The sequence below is a fragment of the Flavobacterium plurextorum genome (genome assembly GCF_002217395.1).
In the GTDB taxonomy this organism is placed as follows: Bacteria; Bacteroidota; Bacteroidia; order Flavobacteriales; family Flavobacteriaceae; genus Flavobacterium; species Flavobacterium plurextorum.
In genome coordinates, this window is record NZ_MUHD01000014.1 from 28,612 (window position 1) to 43,766 (window position 15,155).

Here is a 15,155-nt window from a genome sequence, read left to right on the forward strand (position 1 = left end):
CACTTGCAGAAATGAAATTCTGTACTATCTTTGCAACCGCAATAACGCAGAGGTTTGGTAGTTCAGTTGGTTAGAATACATGCCTGTCACGCATGGGGTCGCGGGTTCGAGTCCCGTCCAGACCGCAATATTGGGAAAAGCCTTTCTTAACGGAAAGGCTTTTTTGCCCAAATACGGTATCTAAGATTAGTTGTGTTGTTTTGCTGCGACTTTGTAACTCGCAGCTGGTTTAGTAGTTAGACCAATGAAAAGCTTTCCACTTTTGTGGATGGCTTTTTTGATTTAAGACACTTTTGGTTTTTTGTTTTTGAATGCAATCCGGATAGCTATCGGGAGCTAAGATTTACATAAAGTCCGCAAAGATATTTTTTAAGAATGTAAAGTTCGCAAAGTTTTCAATTGAGAAAACTTTGCGAATTTTTTGTTTAATTCTAATTTTAAAGTAACAGTTTGTCATTCTGAGGAACGAAGAATCTCCGCAAGTAACTCTACAAAGATTTTTCCTTAATTATATTAAAATGCAGCTCGTAGTTTCAACCATGGGCTATGTTTGATTGCGAAATGAATTTCTAGACAAAGTTTTAGGGGGCAAAGTTCGCAAGGCTTACAATTGATTAAAGGTTTGCCAATTTTACGGTTATTTATAAGGGCTATAAGAATTTTTTCCTCGATAGCTATCGGGGTTTCGGTAAAAAAAGAAAGAAAGTTCTTCTTTTTTGATTTAGTTGCCGAATTTTAAAATATTGGATTTTAAGTAATTAAAAATTTCTTTTTTTTTATTCGTAAAAAAGCTTGCAAAATCAAAGATCTGTTGTATTTTTGCACTCGCAATAACGCAGGGTTTGGTAGTTCAGTTGGTTAGAATACATGCCTGTCACGCATGGGGTCGCGGGTTCGAGTCCCGTCCAGACCGCCTAAGTTGTTAAAAGCCTTTCTTAACGGAAAGGCTTTTTTGTTTTTAGGTTTAACCGCAAAGAGCGCTAAGATTTACGCAAAGTTCGCAAAGGTTTAATTTGGCTTTGCGAACTTTGCGTTTTTACCTTGCGCTCTTTGCGGTTAAATTTCTTTCTTATCTTTATAATAAGAAATCGCATTAATGGAACATTCCGGTCAGAAATTAGATAAATATTACATCAAGAAAGTAGATGCCGATAAAAAAAGTATTTACTGCCACCACGATTTGATGGGTGAATTGTTCGTGCCTCCGCATAGACACAACAAAGCACAACTGCTTTATGCCGAAGGCGATGTTGTTTTTGTAACAACCGAAACTAAAACTTATTTTTTGCCGGCAAGACATTTTATCTGGATTCCGAGTGGAGTGGAGCATAGTATCGAACCAAAATCAGAGAGTGTTACGATGCGAAATTTGTATTTTCCAGTCGAAAAAGACGAAGATGACTTTTATAAGATTGAAGGGATTTATCCTGTCAATAATTTACTATTGCAAATGATGCTTTTTACGAATCGGTGGAATGGCGATCTTAAAAAAGGAACTCCGAATTTTGCCATTGCCAAAGCAATAAAAGCGATTCTGCCTCAAATTTGCACTAACAATTTACCTTTAGAATTACCACAACCAAAAGACAAGCGACTAAGTAAAATTTTACGTTACATCGAAAACAATCTCGGAGAAACGATTTTATTTGCTGATGTTGCTCATGAATTTGGTTACAGCGAACGCTCTTTGTATCGCTTGTTTCAAAAAGATCTCAATATGTCTTTTATTCAATATTATACCATTCGAAGAATTTTAAAAGCAATCGAACTTTTATTAGAAAGAAAACTTTCGGTAAAAGAGGTAGCCCAAGAAGTTGGTTATAATAGTGTTCCGACTTTCAGTAATACATTCTTCAAGATTTTAGGACAAAGACCTTCCGATTACTTAAGCGGAGAAGATATCTTGTTTGGTAAATAAGTTTTGTTTCACGCTCCCGATAGCTATAGAGATAGACAGATTTTAGCAGATAATTTTAACACATAGAAACATAGATTTTTGTTGCGTTGAAAGGCGTTTCACTTAGCATGAATGCACATAGAGCTATGTGTGAATGATGTATCATTTATTTTAATCTTTATAGAGTTCGTTAATGCCTATGTTTTTATGTGTTTAAATAACTATTTCGATTAAAAAAGTAAAATCTGTATTTATCTGCGTGATACATCACAAATTGAACTTGTTTTGTAATAAATTGTTTTACAGTGATTTAATATAACGTTTTCGGAAAATACGATTTTAACATTTGTCCGAAATGAATATGTTATTGACTTTTTAGAATTATCAGTCAACGGAAAAATGAAGGAACTTTGCAGCATAAATTATTTAAATATTCATGTTCCTTAAAACAACAAATTCTACAGACGATTGTTTTTCCAGAATCCTGCTGTTATTCTTAATTGTATTAGCATTCAATGGCTTACAAGCGCAGGAAGTTCATTCGGTTTCATTAAAAGAAGCTTTGAAACTGGCTAAAGAAAACAACAAAAAAATCCTTAGATCTCAATTGGAGGTCACGCTCTCGGAGCAAAACATTAAAGAAAGAAAAGAACTTCGACTGCCCGATGTGCAGCTAAACGGTATGTATTCGAGAATTACGAATATTACCGAATTTAAAGGAAGCGGATTCTTAAATGGCAAAGAAGTAACAAAGGCAATTCCTGAAATTTATGAGGTCAATTCGACTTTTAAAATGCCAATTTATGCGGGGAATAAAATTAATAATGCCATTAAAATTGCCAATCAGGAAAATGAAATTGCCAAAATAAAAACAGAAAAGACCGAGAATGATGTCGAGCTTGAAGTGGTGGCAAATTATCTGGCGATTTATAAAATGATGGAACTTCAGAAAATTTTTGAAGAAAACATCAAAGAAGAAAAAAGCCGATTGAAAGAAGTACAGTCACTTCAAAAGCACGGAGCGGTTACAAAAAACGAAGTTATTAGAGCCGAATTACAGCTTTCGGATCGTGAACTGAATGCGCTTACAAATTCCAAAAACATAAAAATTGCGCTTCACGATCTGAAAACTTTAATTCAGATTCCAGAAAACGAGGAAATAGCAATCGATACAACATCAAATCTGGATGAAATGAACGGTTTGGATCCGTATGATTATTATATGACTAAAGCGTTACAAAACGAAGAAATGCGTATTGCAAGTCAGGAATTAAGCATCAGCAAAACCGAACTGAAACTGGTTAAGGGAAATTATCTGCCAAGTGTTCACTTTTTTGGGAACTATGGTTTTTATTATCCGAACTACAAGTTTTTTCCGCCAAATCCATATTTATACACTTTAGGTCAGGTCGGAATTGAAGCGACTTTTGATATTTCGTCTTTGTATAAAAATAAAACGAAAATGGAACAGGCGAATACCAAAATCAGATGGCAGGAAATGCAGTCGGAAATTGTAAAAGAAGAAATTCAGGACAAGCTGTATAAAGAACATACACAATATCAAGAAATCCTTGAAAAGTTTGTGGTGGTCGATAAAGCTTTGGATTTAGCCAATGAAAATTACCGAATTGTAAAGGTGAAATACTTAAACCAATTGGTTTTAATTACCGAAATGGTTGATGCTGATAATGCTTTGCTTCAGGCGAAATACAATAAAATTTCTACTCATTTGGATGCGGTTTTAAAACATTACGAGCTGCTTCATACGGCGGGGATTATGCCACAGAGTTAAGAGTTTTTAGACTTGATAGAAGAAAGAAGCAAGAGAATAAAGTAAAGAATATAGATTTTAAGTTCCGAAAGAACGGTTCATATTGTAGCGCCGTCCCGAGGCTTCGGGATCAATCCGGGGAGAATTAGAGAAAATAGACAAGAAAAGATATAGAGTTTATGGTTAAGATAAAAAATGAAACTAGAAGAAACAGAACGTTTCATATATTAATAACAATTATTGCGTGCACGCTTGTGGTGAGCGGAGTTATTTTAGGAATTTGGTTTTATGTGTTCAATAGAAACCACGAAGAAACGAATGATGCTCAGGTTGAGCAATATGTTACGCCAATTATGTCGAGAATTACGGGTTACGTGCAGGAAGTTCGTTTTAACGAAAATCAGTTTGTGCATAAAGGTGATACTTTGGTTGTGATTGACAATCGTGAATATAAATCGAAATTGAATGTGGCTCTTGCCGATGTTCAAAACGCACAGCAAAACAGCGTTGTAGCGCAAAAAAATGCGGTTACCACAGCAAGTGCAACGGCTATTAACGAATCGCAGTTAGAAGGTGCAAAGTCGAATCTTTGGAAAACAAAACTGGAATACGAAAGATATAAAGCTTTGGTGAAAGACGAAGCGGCAACTTCTCAACAATTAGAAAAAGTAAAGGCAGATTACGAGTCGGCGCAAGCACATTTTCAGGAAATGAAAAATAGAATTCACTCAGCGACTTTAAGTACAACGGTTGCTGAAGCGAATGTTCCAACAACGCAAACCAATATCGCATCGAAACAAGCAACTGCGGATAATGCTGCATTGTTTCTTTCGTACACAATAATAACTGCGCCTTACGACGGCTGGGTTGGAAAAAGAACTCTACAACCAGGGCAATTGGTAAAAGAAGGACAATCTTTGCTTTCGATTGTAAGTAAAGAAAAATGGATTACAGCCAATTTTAAAGAAACTCAATTGCAATATTTAACCGTTGGGCAGGATGTTGAAATTAAAGCTGATGCTGTGAGCGGAACAACTTTTACAGGAACAATTGCTTCTTTATCGCCTGCGAGCGGTGCCAGATTTTCGCTGCTTCCTCCAGACAATGCAACTGGAAATTTCGTAAAAATCGAGCAAAGAATCCCAGTTAGAATCCAGTTGAAAAACAGCGATAAACAAGCTGATTTTTTAAGAGCGGGAATGAATATCACTGTGATTGCAGCACATTAAAATGGAAGATAAAAGTATTTTTAAATCCTGGGTTCCAAAATGGGCAATCATTATTATTTTGTTTGTCTGCCTTTTGCATTCCATGATTTTATTGGGAGTTTATACTTCAAACGTAACCTACGCGGCAAGTTTTCTAGATATTGAGCCCGAAGATTTGCAGTTTGCAATGTGTGTTACGTACGGAACTTTACTCGCAACGATTTTGATAGAAAGCAGGTTTTCGAGTTTTTTTCCTGCAAAAAATTACCTGATGGCCGTTTATTCCTTAATTGGAATTACGATTGTTTCATCAGCATATATTACCAATTTTTATCTTTTTTTAATGCTCAGAATTGCCGAAGGAATCTTAATGGCACTTCCAGTAATTACAATCAGACAATTATTGATAGAGCAATTTAATTCTAAAAACGCCATTATAATTGGTTTCTCCTTTTATTACGGTTCGTTGTTATTGTCAACGCCTTTTATAATGAATATTGCGGTTTGGTTTCTGGATCATTACGATTGGAAATATATGTTGTACGTTTCTGGTGGATTGCAGGTTTTGAATGTCTTTTTAATCTTGGTTACTTTTCGTGGGCACCGAATCACAAAGAAAATTCCGTTGTATCAAATCGACTGGATGAGTTATTTTTTGGTTTTAACTGCCATTCTTTGCGGTGCTTACTTTTTTGTTTATGCCGAGAAAAAATATTGGTTTGATTCTTCTCAAATGGTTCTAACGTTAATGATTGCTTTAATTTCGGGTGGTTTATTCATCTTTAAAGAGCTTTTGGTAAAAAGACCCACTTTTGATTTTGAAGTTTTTAAATACGCCAATCTGCGAATAGGATTTTTATTGTTTTTCCTTTTCTATATCAGCAGAGCAACGCTGAGTCTTTGTCACTCGGCGATGTTTTCAATCTGGAATTGGGATCCGTCTCGTGTTGCGGGCGTGCAATACATTAACGGACTAGGAAATGTGATTGGACTTATTTTAGCTGCATTTTTCCTGATGAAATCCGTTTCGACCAAAATCATTTTTATGATTGGTTTTTCGTTAATTGCGGTGTTTCATTTTTGGTTTACGTTTCTTTTTGTACCCGATGTAGCTTTGTCAGATATAATTATTCCGTATGTGTTACAAGGAATTGGAGTTGGATTTTTATTTGTTCCTTTAATCTTGTTTACGACATCTTCGGTTCCTGCAAAAATGGCGGTTTCTTCTGGAATTGTAGGTGTTTCTGGTCGTTTTTGGGGAAGTACAATTGGTTTTTGTGTGATGCAGAACGCGGTTGTATTTTTAAACAAAAAACACTTTTTAAAACTAAGTCAGTTTGTAACTGGCGAAAATCCCGAGGCGCAGCAAACAATTGCTTCAACAGCACAGAGTTTTATGGCAAAAGGATATTCGGCAGATAATGCAAATACTTTAGCCTTGAAAAAAGTCTTCGGAACAGTTGCTAAACAAGCCACTTTATTGGCAGATATGGAGATTTATACCATTGTAGGTTATGGTTTGGTGGTTTTGATTATTCTGATAGCGTGTAATCAACATTTGAGGCAAACGATGACTTTGGTTAAAAGTAAAATTTGGATAGGATAGTTTTGTTTCAGGTTTAAAGTTTCAAGTTCAAAGTTTTTGCGCATTTTATGTCATCCTGAGGAACGAAGGATCACACGCGAAATTCCGCAAACCGAATCGCCAATCTTTGTCGGGTTTAATCTCGCAAAGTCGCAAAGTTTTTTATTTTTTAAAGCCACAGATTAATAAGATTTAAAGGATTTTTTTTCACGCAGATTTGACAGATTACGCGGATTATTTTTTTCTTATTTTCAAAATTTAATCTGCTCGATCTGCCAAATCTGCGAGAGTAAAAAAACTTTGGGCCTCTGCGATTTCGCGAGATTCAAAAAAAACCTTAGCGAATCTCTGTGGAAAATCTCCGCGCAACTCTGCGGAAATAATTATCTTGCAACCGTTAAAAAAACAAAAAAATAAAATGAAACAGCAATGTGTAATTTTTGATATGGATGGCGTGATTTCGCACACGAATCCGTATCATGTGAAGGCTTTTGAGGCGTTTTTCGATAAGTATAATGTTCCTTATACCAATGAAGAATTTGAAGAACATATGTATGGAAAACACAATAGTTATATCATGTCGCATTTTTTCAAGCGCCCAATTTCGGGAGAAGAATTGATAAAACTTGAAGACGAAAAAGAAGGAATGTTTCGTGAAATTTATAAAGACAAAGTCGATACGATTCCGCATTATTTGGATTTTTTAAGCCAATTAAAAGCTCGTGGATTTAAAACAGCCGTTGCAACATCGGCGCCGCGTGCGAATCTGGATTTGATTGCAAACGCTTTGAAAATTTCAGACAAAATGGATTCGATGATGTCGAGCGAAGATGTTACACATCATAAACCAAATCCCGAAGTATATTTAGAATCAGCAAAACGTGTTGGAGTTTCTCCATCTGATTGTGTGGTTTTCGAAGATTCTTTTTCGGGTATTACAGCAGGACTAAATGCAGGAATGAAAGTAGTTGGCGTTTTGAGTACGCATACAAAAGAACAACTTCCGCCATGTAGTTTTTATATTAATGATTATAGCGAGATTAATGTCGATAAGGTTTTAGAATTATTAAACAGCTAAAATTTTTAAACCATATAAGTAATATAAGTTCATTTTAATAGAAGAGACCTTTGTCAAAGTTTTAAACTTTGATAAAGGTTTTTTAGTATTGTAGCCACAAAGTTTTGTCATTTCGATTCCGAAGCCTCGGGATCGAAATGACAAGCTAGACCTAAAAATAAATATAAGCGATATGAATTGCCTTCAGTTTTTAGCTGGAGTTTTTTTTATGTTTGAAAGGGAGAGGCTTTAGCTGAAAAAAACTTTATAGAATAAACATAGCAATTGTCATTGCAATAAACAGATAAAGAAAAACCGATGCGCTTAATAAAAACCATAAGGATTTTGGAACAAATTTTAATCTTAAATCTTTAATAATTATAATGGAATTGACAAAAGAAAAAACTACAAGAAGTAGATTTAAAAATAAGATAAAAGTAGCGCCGTAAGCATATATCAAAGTGCCTCTAAAATTCTCCAGATAATGTTTCGTCGTACAGCTAAGAATGAATAGAATAGGAATTGTAATAGCAAATTTCTGTATTAGATTTAGATCTTTGAACTTTGTCAATATGGATTTTGATAAAATCATTTCAAAGGAAAATCAAACAATTCTTTAAGATCAATATCTAGAGCATTTGCGATTCGTATAAGGGTTCTTATACCTGTATTTATTTCAGCTCTTTCAATTCTGCCAATCTGATTTTTTGGAATATCACAATCATCAGCTAAAGCTTGCTGCGATAAACCTTTCTTTTCACGAAGTTGCCTAATGTGAATGCCAAGATTTGTAATAAAAGTTTCTTCTGAAATATCCATATTTCAAAAGTCATAACAATTATTTTTTAGTAAGACACAAATTTGTATCCAAAATTATTATATTTGATGAAAATATAAGATAATGATTACAGAAAGCCTTTCAAAAGAAATTGAAACCAGATTAAAAGATTTTTTTATTGATATTATCGATCCAAAAGATATGGCAAAATCAATACGACAAGTAAATTATGCACTTTCGTTATGTTCCATGCGAGGATGCGAAACCTTAGAATCTGAGCTGTCTAATATCGATGATAATTTTTATTGGTTAAATAGATTGGCGGAAATTTTAGATCCTTATTTGGATGTAGAGTAAACAAATGATTTAAAACAGAAAGTGATCACAAAGTTTTGTCATTTCGATCCTGAGGCTTCGGGAGAGAAATGACAAAACTATATGGACTTTTGGATTATTTATAAGTTCAAAATCATTTCTCTGCGGCAATAACAAGTGCGTTTCCATCGATGATTACATTTCCGTCAGGGAATTTCTCATTTATTAATGTAAAAACTTCTTGTTTTATTTTTTCTCTCATTTCATCATCGGCATTGCTAAGCGCGGCGACAAAAGGCGCGGCAATTTCGGTAAGCATATTCCAATAAACATCTGCAGTGCCGCAAACTAATTTGCCAGTCAGTTCTTTTTCGGAAGTATTTTTAAATCCAGCTTGTTTAAAAATATCGGTCATTAAACCGCTTTTCGAACAGCGAAACATTCCCGGAGCTTCAGGTGGCGGCGGAGTGAGCAGCATATTTCTGTTAATCGTTCCGCCAATTGTTGTTACCCAAAAATTTTTCTCAGGTCCGCTCCAGACTGCAATCGCGATTCTTCCTCCAGGTTTTAAAACCCGAAACATTTCTTTTGCTGCCAAAAGCATATCGGGAAAAAACATAAAACCCATTCGGCAGCTTATCGCGTCGAAGGTATTGTCGTAAAAAGGAAGTTCGCTTACATCGCAAGCTTTAAATTCGACATTTGTAATTCCTTTTTTAAAAGCATTTTCGCGGGCAATGGTGAGCATATCATCAGCGAGATCGGTAATAATGACTTTTCCGTCAGAAAGCATTGCGGCAATACTCAAACCCGGTTCGCCGGTTCCAGCCGCGACATCTAAAATTACGTCTGATCCTTTTGGGTTTATCGAACGTATAATTTCATCGGCAAAAGGCCTCATAAAATCCAGAATTTCATAATCCCATTTTTTCCAGCCTGGAGAAAATTTGTTCCAAGATGCTTTTTGTTGTTCCCGTATTTCTTGAAGTTGTGGTTCCATTTTGTTTGTTTTTAGGTTGTTGAAAAATGAATTTTATAACCGAAACAAAATTTGGGGAATTTGTTTTGCAATAGGCAAAGAGAAGATTTTTTGGTAGATTTTTTCGATTGGCAAAGATACGGAAGAAATGTTTTTGTTGGATTTGATTTGGTGTTAATTTATTGGTTGTTAGTGTTTTGTGTTTATTTTATTACCGCAATCTTGTCATCAACGGATTAAAATCCGTTTCTACAAAATGAATCATTCCTTCGGAATTTTATGCAGCGTTCCATAGGAACAAATTATATTGTAGGGATGGATTTTAATCCATCTTTGCGGTTAGAATGGTCAATTTTGTCATTTCGACGTAATGAGAAATCGCACTAGAAGTTCCGTAAAGAAAATCGCCAATCTTTGTAGATATACGATTGTGATTTCTCTCCCGAAGCCTCGGGATCGAAATGACAAACTATGTGGTTACTTTGTCTTCAACGGATTAAAATCCGTTTCTACAAAATGAATCATTCCTTCGGAATTTTATGCATCGTTCCATAGGAACAGATTGTATTGTAGGGATGGATTTTAATCCATCTTTGCGGTTAGAATGGTCAATTTTGTGATTTCGATCCCGAGGTTTCGGGAGAGAAATCTTCGCAAGTAACTCCGCAACGAAAATCTAATCTTTGTCGAGCTTCTTGTTGAGATTTGCTTCGCCAGTTCGCGATCGCGCGAGCCTCGTTCGTCGAGATGACAAAAGTAATCAAACACAGCCAATGGTTTCAACCATTGAGACGCATTCATTATTGATAATCTATATCTCCCGCTTTTGAAACCTCGGACTATGTTTAAAATTAAAGAGGAATAATGTAAAAACGAAAAGCCAAAAAAAAAGCTTCTGAAAATTTTCAGAAGCTTTTTTAGTGCGGATAATAGGACTCGAACCTACACGCCAAAGTATTCTATTTGACATTTTTAAGCACCTCCCAAAAACACTACAAAACTAATTAAAAATCTCAACAAATTCAATACTTAACAACATTTTTGCTATTAGAATAGTAATAGAATGAAATAGATTAAAATGTAATGCGATAGTATAAATGTTTGGCAAATGTTTGGCAACTTTTGGAAACGTCTTACAAATTAAATATCTTTGAATTGTTCAAACGTTCAAATACAAAAAAATGGCATCAATTAAATTTCGTTTGCGAAGTAAAGCGAACAAAAACGTATCTATAAAAGTTTATACTTCGCTTGGACGTGGTAATTTTATAGAAGTTAGTACAGGGTTTACAATAAACCCAAAAGACTGGAACACGCCCGACAAAGACAATCCAAAAAAAGGCGACGACTTTCCGAAACAAAACACACCCGAAAACAAAGTAATTTTCAACAACCTCAAAAAATTGGAATCATTCCTTTTTGAGAGTGTTAATACTGCAATGGGTGAAAGTGTCGTAATTGATACTTTTTGGCTCGAGGCAAAAATTAACGAATGTTTCCAACGCGTAGTAAAAAGTAATTCGGGTTTATTGGTTAATCATATTCAATACATAATCGATAACGCTAACACTCGCAAAGTAAAAACAAACGGCGGTTTTAAAATGGGATTAAGTAAAAGCACCATTAAAAACTATACTCTTTTTAAAAACATAATTTTAGAATACCAAAAGCAGACTAAAAAACAAATTCAATTTGTTGAGGTTACAAAACCGTATGTAGACAAGTTTACAAACTGGCTTATTAATACCAAAAATTATTCTACTAATTATGCGGGGAAACAATTAGAGATTTTAAAAACAGTTTGCATCGATGCAGAAAAACACGAAATTCCCGTTACACCCTATTCAAAAACAATTCAACATTTTAGAGAAAGCGAAAGTGACCGTTACATACAAACATTATCGTTTGACGAACTGGAGCAAATTAAAAGCGTGGATTTGTCCGATGCGAAACAACTCAAAGAATTTAAAGCACAAAACCCCGAATTAACAAAAGGAATTTCAATTACACCCGAGGCACTAAACAACGCCCGCAATTGGATTTTAATCGGTTGTGAAATTGGACAGCGTGGAGGCGATTTATTGAAAATCACAAACGAAAATATTAGATATAAAGGCACAACTATTTATATTGATATAATCCAACAGAAAACAAATAAAAATGTGACAATCGGGATAATTGCGCCCCACGTTATCGACATAATCGAAAACCATTTGCCAAAAGAAGTGCCACACCAAAAACTAAACGATTATGTAAAAGTCGTTTGTAAATTGGCGGGGATTAATGAGGTTGTAAAAGGTTCAAAACTAAATACAGAAAGTAACCGCAAAGAGTTGGGAATGTACCCAAAGCACGAATTAATTACTACACATTGTTTTAGACGTTCGTTTGCATCAAACTATTATAAAAAGATACCCACCGCCGTATTAATTGGAATAACTGGACACTCTAAAGAATCTTTGTTCCTCACATACATAAACCAACGAGAGGACAAAGACAGTAACGCCGATTTATTTATGAAGTTTTACAGCAACCTGCAAAAAGACAAAACACCCGAAATGAAAGTTATACTTAATACAGGAACGAAATAATTATGCGTAATTATCTATTTGAAATTAATACCCAAAACGCTTGTACACTTGCAGAAAAGTACAATCTTTCTGAATATGACCGTGATTATATCCGTCAAAATTTTTGGCCAATAATTAAAGTTAATAATTATGATACAAAAGCCATAAAAGAAAAATTAAGCACTCTTAAAAATGAATTTATTAAAGATAATACAATCTTTGATTTGGAAATTTTTAATCGAGAAAATATGGATTTATTGGTTTATGAACTAAACCAATATATTGATGTTTTGAAACGTGGAAAAGTTGAAATATGGGAAGAATATGGCGATGATTTTTTCTATATCTTTAAAATGGAATCAGATATAAAAGAGAATACACTTTTTATTTCAGATAAAAATATTACACAAGTTGAAATATATTTTAAAAATATTTTGGGTATAATCACAAATCACAATGAGTCTGAATCTCTACAAAAAAATGATAGCAAAATAACGGATATTCAATATAAAAGTTATGTAAAATCTATAAAAGATTGTATTCTTAATAAAAATAAAAATAGTATTGAGAGTTTTAAGTTTGAAGAAATCGATCCGTTAAAATATTTGTCAAAAGACAAACAGCTAAAAAAATTGAACGAGTTAATTAATAAATTCTACGAATTATTAAATGTAGGCTATCCGTTTGTCGCTTATAATTTTGTAAATAATGTATTTGATGAAGAAAATTTCTTTTCTAATATACCTCTATCTATAATGACAAATAAGGAAGTTTTAAATATTGATGAAATTGAATTTAATGAGGAAATAAAGGGGTTTATAAATGATTATGCACGTGCTAAATTTTTAGAACTTCTACTTAGTGAACGCGAATTAGTCTTAAATCCAGTAAACGACCCTATAAATTTTACTAATGAACACCTTGCAGAATTAGAAAAAATAAAGACAATAAAAAAAAGCAAAAAACTGAATTTTGATATTACTGACGAAGTTGATGATTTTGAAGTTTTCAGTAAAAACTTTGAAACTGAAATTGCAACATTATTTAATCAAAATATTTCCAAAAACGAAAAGTTAAATATTTATTACAAAGATTATTTTCCAAAATATCTATCAAGAGTTAATAACATCGTTTCGCAAATTGAAGAAATGGAAAATGATTTTAAAATTAATTTTCCTGAATTAGAAACAGATTTAAAAAGTCTAAATGCAATTAATTCAAAATTTAAAAAAAGCATATTAAATGATTTGGAAACCGCTTTAAATAAAATACTGAAAATTGACTATGAAAGGTTATTGTTTGAGTATTTAAACATTACAAATAAGTTAGAAACGGATTTAAAACTTGAAGGAAAAGAAATAAGTGCATTTTGTAAAATATTCTATAATAGAATGCTTCACATTAAATCAAACCCCAAGCCTCGCGAAATGGTAAGTGAAATACAGGAAAGAAAAAATATTCAACAGTTACCACAATTAAAAGATGTTTTCTTTGTGCACTATCAATGTGATGATTTTGAAATTGGAACTAAAATAACAAGTTTAAGTATTTATGCAGATGATAAAACAATAGAGTTTTTCAAAGATACCGAAGAGGAAAATATCGAAAAATACTGCACCAAAGTTTTTGAGTTATGCAATAGAGGTTTAGTTCCTATACATTGGGGACAAAACAAAACCTATTTTGGAATTGAACATATTAAAAGCCGATACAATGAACTAACAGGGAAAACAATTGCATTAGAATACACTAATAGCATTAATCTTGGAAAATGGTTAATCAATACTTACGGCGAAAGATATATTTCACACCCTCGTTTAGATAATTTAGCGAACCTTAACAACTTTAACGGGGTTACTAATAAAGAAAGTAGAATATTTCACACCAATAGACTTTTTTTACTCACAAAGATTTACTTCAATGCTTTAAATGGAACACTAAAAACAGAAGCAGAACCATTTGATTTTTCCGATACCTCAACAGTTGGAAAGAATATAATAATTATCAAAGAAAAAAACAGCGAAATGTTTTCAAATAATGGTTTTGAACTGTTTGAATATATCCTAAACGAAAATGTTAAACCAAAAGAAACAAAAGGGCGTAAATCCGATTTGATTTATTACTATTGGGAAATGTACAACAGTACCCCTCAATACATACACCAAAGACCCGCACCCTTTTTTAAATGGTTTGATAAAGAATACAACGAAACAACAGGACAATTAAAAACTTATGACAACGTAAAAACACCCCAAAGAATAAAGGATTATTCAACAGCTTTAGAGTGGTTTAAATCAAAAAACAAATAGTGTACCGTTAATGTACCGCAAAAAGTACAATCTCGTATTTAACGCAGTACTACTGTATTAGTCCCTTTGTCATAACAAATTAATTATTTAGTTATGGCACAAATTCAATTCGTGGCAACTTCGCCACAAGATTTAAAAAACGAAATTACAGCTGATGTAAAAGTAATTTTAGACGACTTTCTGAAAAATTTCAAACCAGTACAACCCGCCGAATATTTAACCCGTCAACAAGTGGCGAAAATGTTCGGCGTGGATTTGAGCACGGTGCATAATTGGTCGAAGTCGGGAAAACTCAAACCGCTAGGGATTGGTTCAAGAGTTTATTTTTTAAGAACAGACATAGAGGCTTGTTTAATCCCATTAAATCAATAAAGCGATGGAAAGTAATAATACTAACCACCGCCCCGATAATGTTATTAAAAGACAAAACAAATATACATTATCAACTACACAATTAAAAACCATATTTGAGTATTTACAAAAGCACACCGCCACCGCTTCAATGACAGCCGAAGCGACTGGAATACCTCAAAAATCAATTTGCCGTTATAAAAGGGATTTAGAGAAACGTGGTTTATTGTGTGAAGTACGAAAAGGATTTTGTGAACTTACAAAATTTAGAGCGTGGTATCTAACCACAAACCACGATTTGTTTCCGAAGTCTAACCAATTAGAATTGTTTTAGA

The 15,155-nt window shown here is 33.7% G+C and carries 11 protein-coding genes, 2 tRNA genes and 1 pseudogene; 12 read left to right on the forward strand and 2 right to left on the reverse strand.

The window, feature by feature from the left end:
- Positions 1–51: 51 nt before the first annotated feature.
- The 7 genes and pseudogenes from B0A81_RS06785 to B0A81_RS06815 form a co-directional block, all read left to right on the forward strand.
- A tRNA-Asp gene (locus tag B0A81_RS06785) sits at positions 52–125 on the forward strand.
- 714 nt (positions 126–839) lie between these two features.
- Positions 840–913 (forward strand) — tRNA-Asp (locus B0A81_RS06790).
- A gap of 183 nt (positions 914–1,096) precedes the next feature.
- The gene (locus B0A81_RS06795) at positions 1,097–1,918 is read left to right on the forward strand and encodes a helix-turn-helix transcriptional regulator (RefSeq protein ID WP_089057319.1); all 822 of its coding nucleotides are present in this window, start codon (positions 1,097–1,099) and stop codon (positions 1,916–1,918) included.
- A 415-nt stretch (positions 1,919–2,333) separates the two neighbouring features.
- Positions 2,334–3,689 (forward strand): TolC family protein, encoded by a 1,356-nt coding sequence (locus tag B0A81_RS06800; RefSeq protein WP_089057320.1) that lies wholly within the window; start codon positions 2,334–2,336, stop codon positions 3,687–3,689.
- A gap of 158 nt (positions 3,690–3,847) precedes the next feature.
- Positions 3,848–4,897 (forward strand): HlyD family secretion protein, encoded by a 1,050-nt coding sequence (locus B0A81_RS06805; RefSeq protein ID WP_089057321.1) that lies wholly within the window; start codon positions 3,848–3,850, stop codon positions 4,895–4,897.
- A 1-nt stretch (position 4,898) separates the two neighbouring features.
- A complete protein-coding gene (locus tag B0A81_RS06810) occupies positions 4,899–6,482 on the forward strand; it encodes an MFS transporter (protein WP_089057322.1) in 1,584 nt (527 codons plus the stop codon).
- Positions 6,483–6,879: 397 nt separating this feature from the next.
- A pseudogene (locus tag B0A81_RS06815) lies at positions 6,880–7,407 on the forward strand (HAD family hydrolase); the annotation flags it as partial.
- Positions 7,408–8,106: 699 nt separating this feature from the next.
- Here B0A81_RS06815 and B0A81_RS06825 read toward each other — a convergent pair.
- A complete protein-coding gene (locus tag B0A81_RS06825; protein WP_089057325.1) occupies positions 8,107–8,337 on the reverse strand; it encodes a helix-turn-helix domain-containing protein in 231 nt (76 codons plus the stop codon).
- 82 nt (positions 8,338–8,419) lie between these two features.
- Between B0A81_RS06825 and B0A81_RS06830 the strand changes: the two genes are divergently transcribed.
- Positions 8,420–8,653: a hypothetical protein gene (locus B0A81_RS06830; RefSeq protein WP_089057326.1), complete on the forward strand. Its 234-nt coding sequence runs from the start codon at positions 8,420–8,422 to the stop codon at positions 8,651–8,653.
- A 112-nt stretch (positions 8,654–8,765) separates the two neighbouring features.
- Here B0A81_RS06830 and B0A81_RS06835 read toward each other — a convergent pair whose 3' ends face one another.
- Positions 8,766–9,611, reverse strand: a complete 846-nt coding sequence (locus tag B0A81_RS06835) for a class I SAM-dependent methyltransferase (RefSeq protein WP_089057327.1) — start codon at positions 9,609–9,611, stop codon at positions 8,766–8,768.
- Positions 9,612–10,771: 1,160 nt separating this feature from the next.
- Here B0A81_RS06835 and B0A81_RS06840 point away from each other — a divergent pair.
- The 4 genes from B0A81_RS06840 to B0A81_RS06855 all read left to right on the forward strand — a co-directional run bounded on the left by B0A81_RS06840 (position 10,772) and on the right by B0A81_RS06855 (position 15,154).
- Positions 10,772–12,181: a phage integrase SAM-like domain-containing protein gene (locus B0A81_RS06840; RefSeq protein WP_089057328.1), complete on the forward strand. Its 1,410-nt coding sequence runs from the start codon at positions 10,772–10,774 to the stop codon at positions 12,179–12,181.
- 2 nt (positions 12,182–12,183) lie between these two features.
- Positions 12,184–14,469: a hypothetical protein gene (locus B0A81_RS06845; protein ID WP_089057329.1), complete on the forward strand. Its 2,286-nt coding sequence runs from the start codon at positions 12,184–12,186 to the stop codon at positions 14,467–14,469.
- Between the two features lie 93 nt (positions 14,470–14,562).
- Positions 14,563–14,841 carry a helix-turn-helix domain-containing protein gene (locus B0A81_RS06850; RefSeq protein ID WP_089057330.1) on the forward strand — a complete coding sequence of 93 codons (279 nt, stop codon included), beginning with the start codon at positions 14,563–14,565 and terminating at the stop codon, positions 14,839–14,841.
- Positions 14,842–14,845: 4 nt separating this feature from the next.
- Positions 14,846–15,154, forward strand: coding sequence for a hypothetical protein (locus tag B0A81_RS06855; protein WP_208861308.1), 309 nt, complete (start codon positions 14,846–14,848; stop codon positions 15,152–15,154).
- The last annotated feature ends 1 nt before the right edge of the window (position 15,155 follow it).

Coding starts and splice junctions, on each gene's coding strand:
- B0A81_RS06795 (WP_089057319.1), top strand. CDS start 1,097: ATGGAACATTCCGGTCAGAAATTAGATAAATATTACATCAAGAAAGTA.
- B0A81_RS06800 (WP_089057320.1), top strand. CDS start 2,334: ATGTTCCTTAAAACAACAAATTCTACAGACGATTGTTTTTCCAGAATC.
- B0A81_RS06805 (WP_089057321.1), top strand. CDS start 3,848: ATGGTTAAGATAAAAAATGAAACTAGAAGAAACAGAACGTTTCATATA.
- B0A81_RS06810 (WP_089057322.1), top strand. CDS start 4,899: ATGGAAGATAAAAGTATTTTTAAATCCTGGGTTCCAAAATGGGCAATC.
- B0A81_RS06825 (WP_089057325.1), bottom strand. CDS start 8,337: ATGGATATTTCAGAAGAAACTTTTATTACAAATCTTGGCATTCACATT.
- B0A81_RS06830 (WP_089057326.1), top strand. CDS start 8,420: ATGATTACAGAAAGCCTTTCAAAAGAAATTGAAACCAGATTAAAAGAT.
- B0A81_RS06835 (WP_089057327.1), bottom strand. CDS start 9,611: ATGGAACCACAACTTCAAGAAATACGGGAACAACAAAAAGCATCTTGG.
- B0A81_RS06840 (WP_089057328.1), top strand. CDS start 10,772: ATGGCATCAATTAAATTTCGTTTGCGAAGTAAAGCGAACAAAAACGTA.
- B0A81_RS06845 (WP_089057329.1), top strand. CDS start 12,184: ATGCGTAATTATCTATTTGAAATTAATACCCAAAACGCTTGTACACTT.
- B0A81_RS06850 (WP_089057330.1), top strand. CDS start 14,563: ATGGCACAAATTCAATTCGTGGCAACTTCGCCACAAGATTTAAAAAAC.
- B0A81_RS06855 (WP_208861308.1), top strand. CDS start 14,846: ATGGAAAGTAATAATACTAACCACCGCCCCGATAATGTTATTAAAAGA.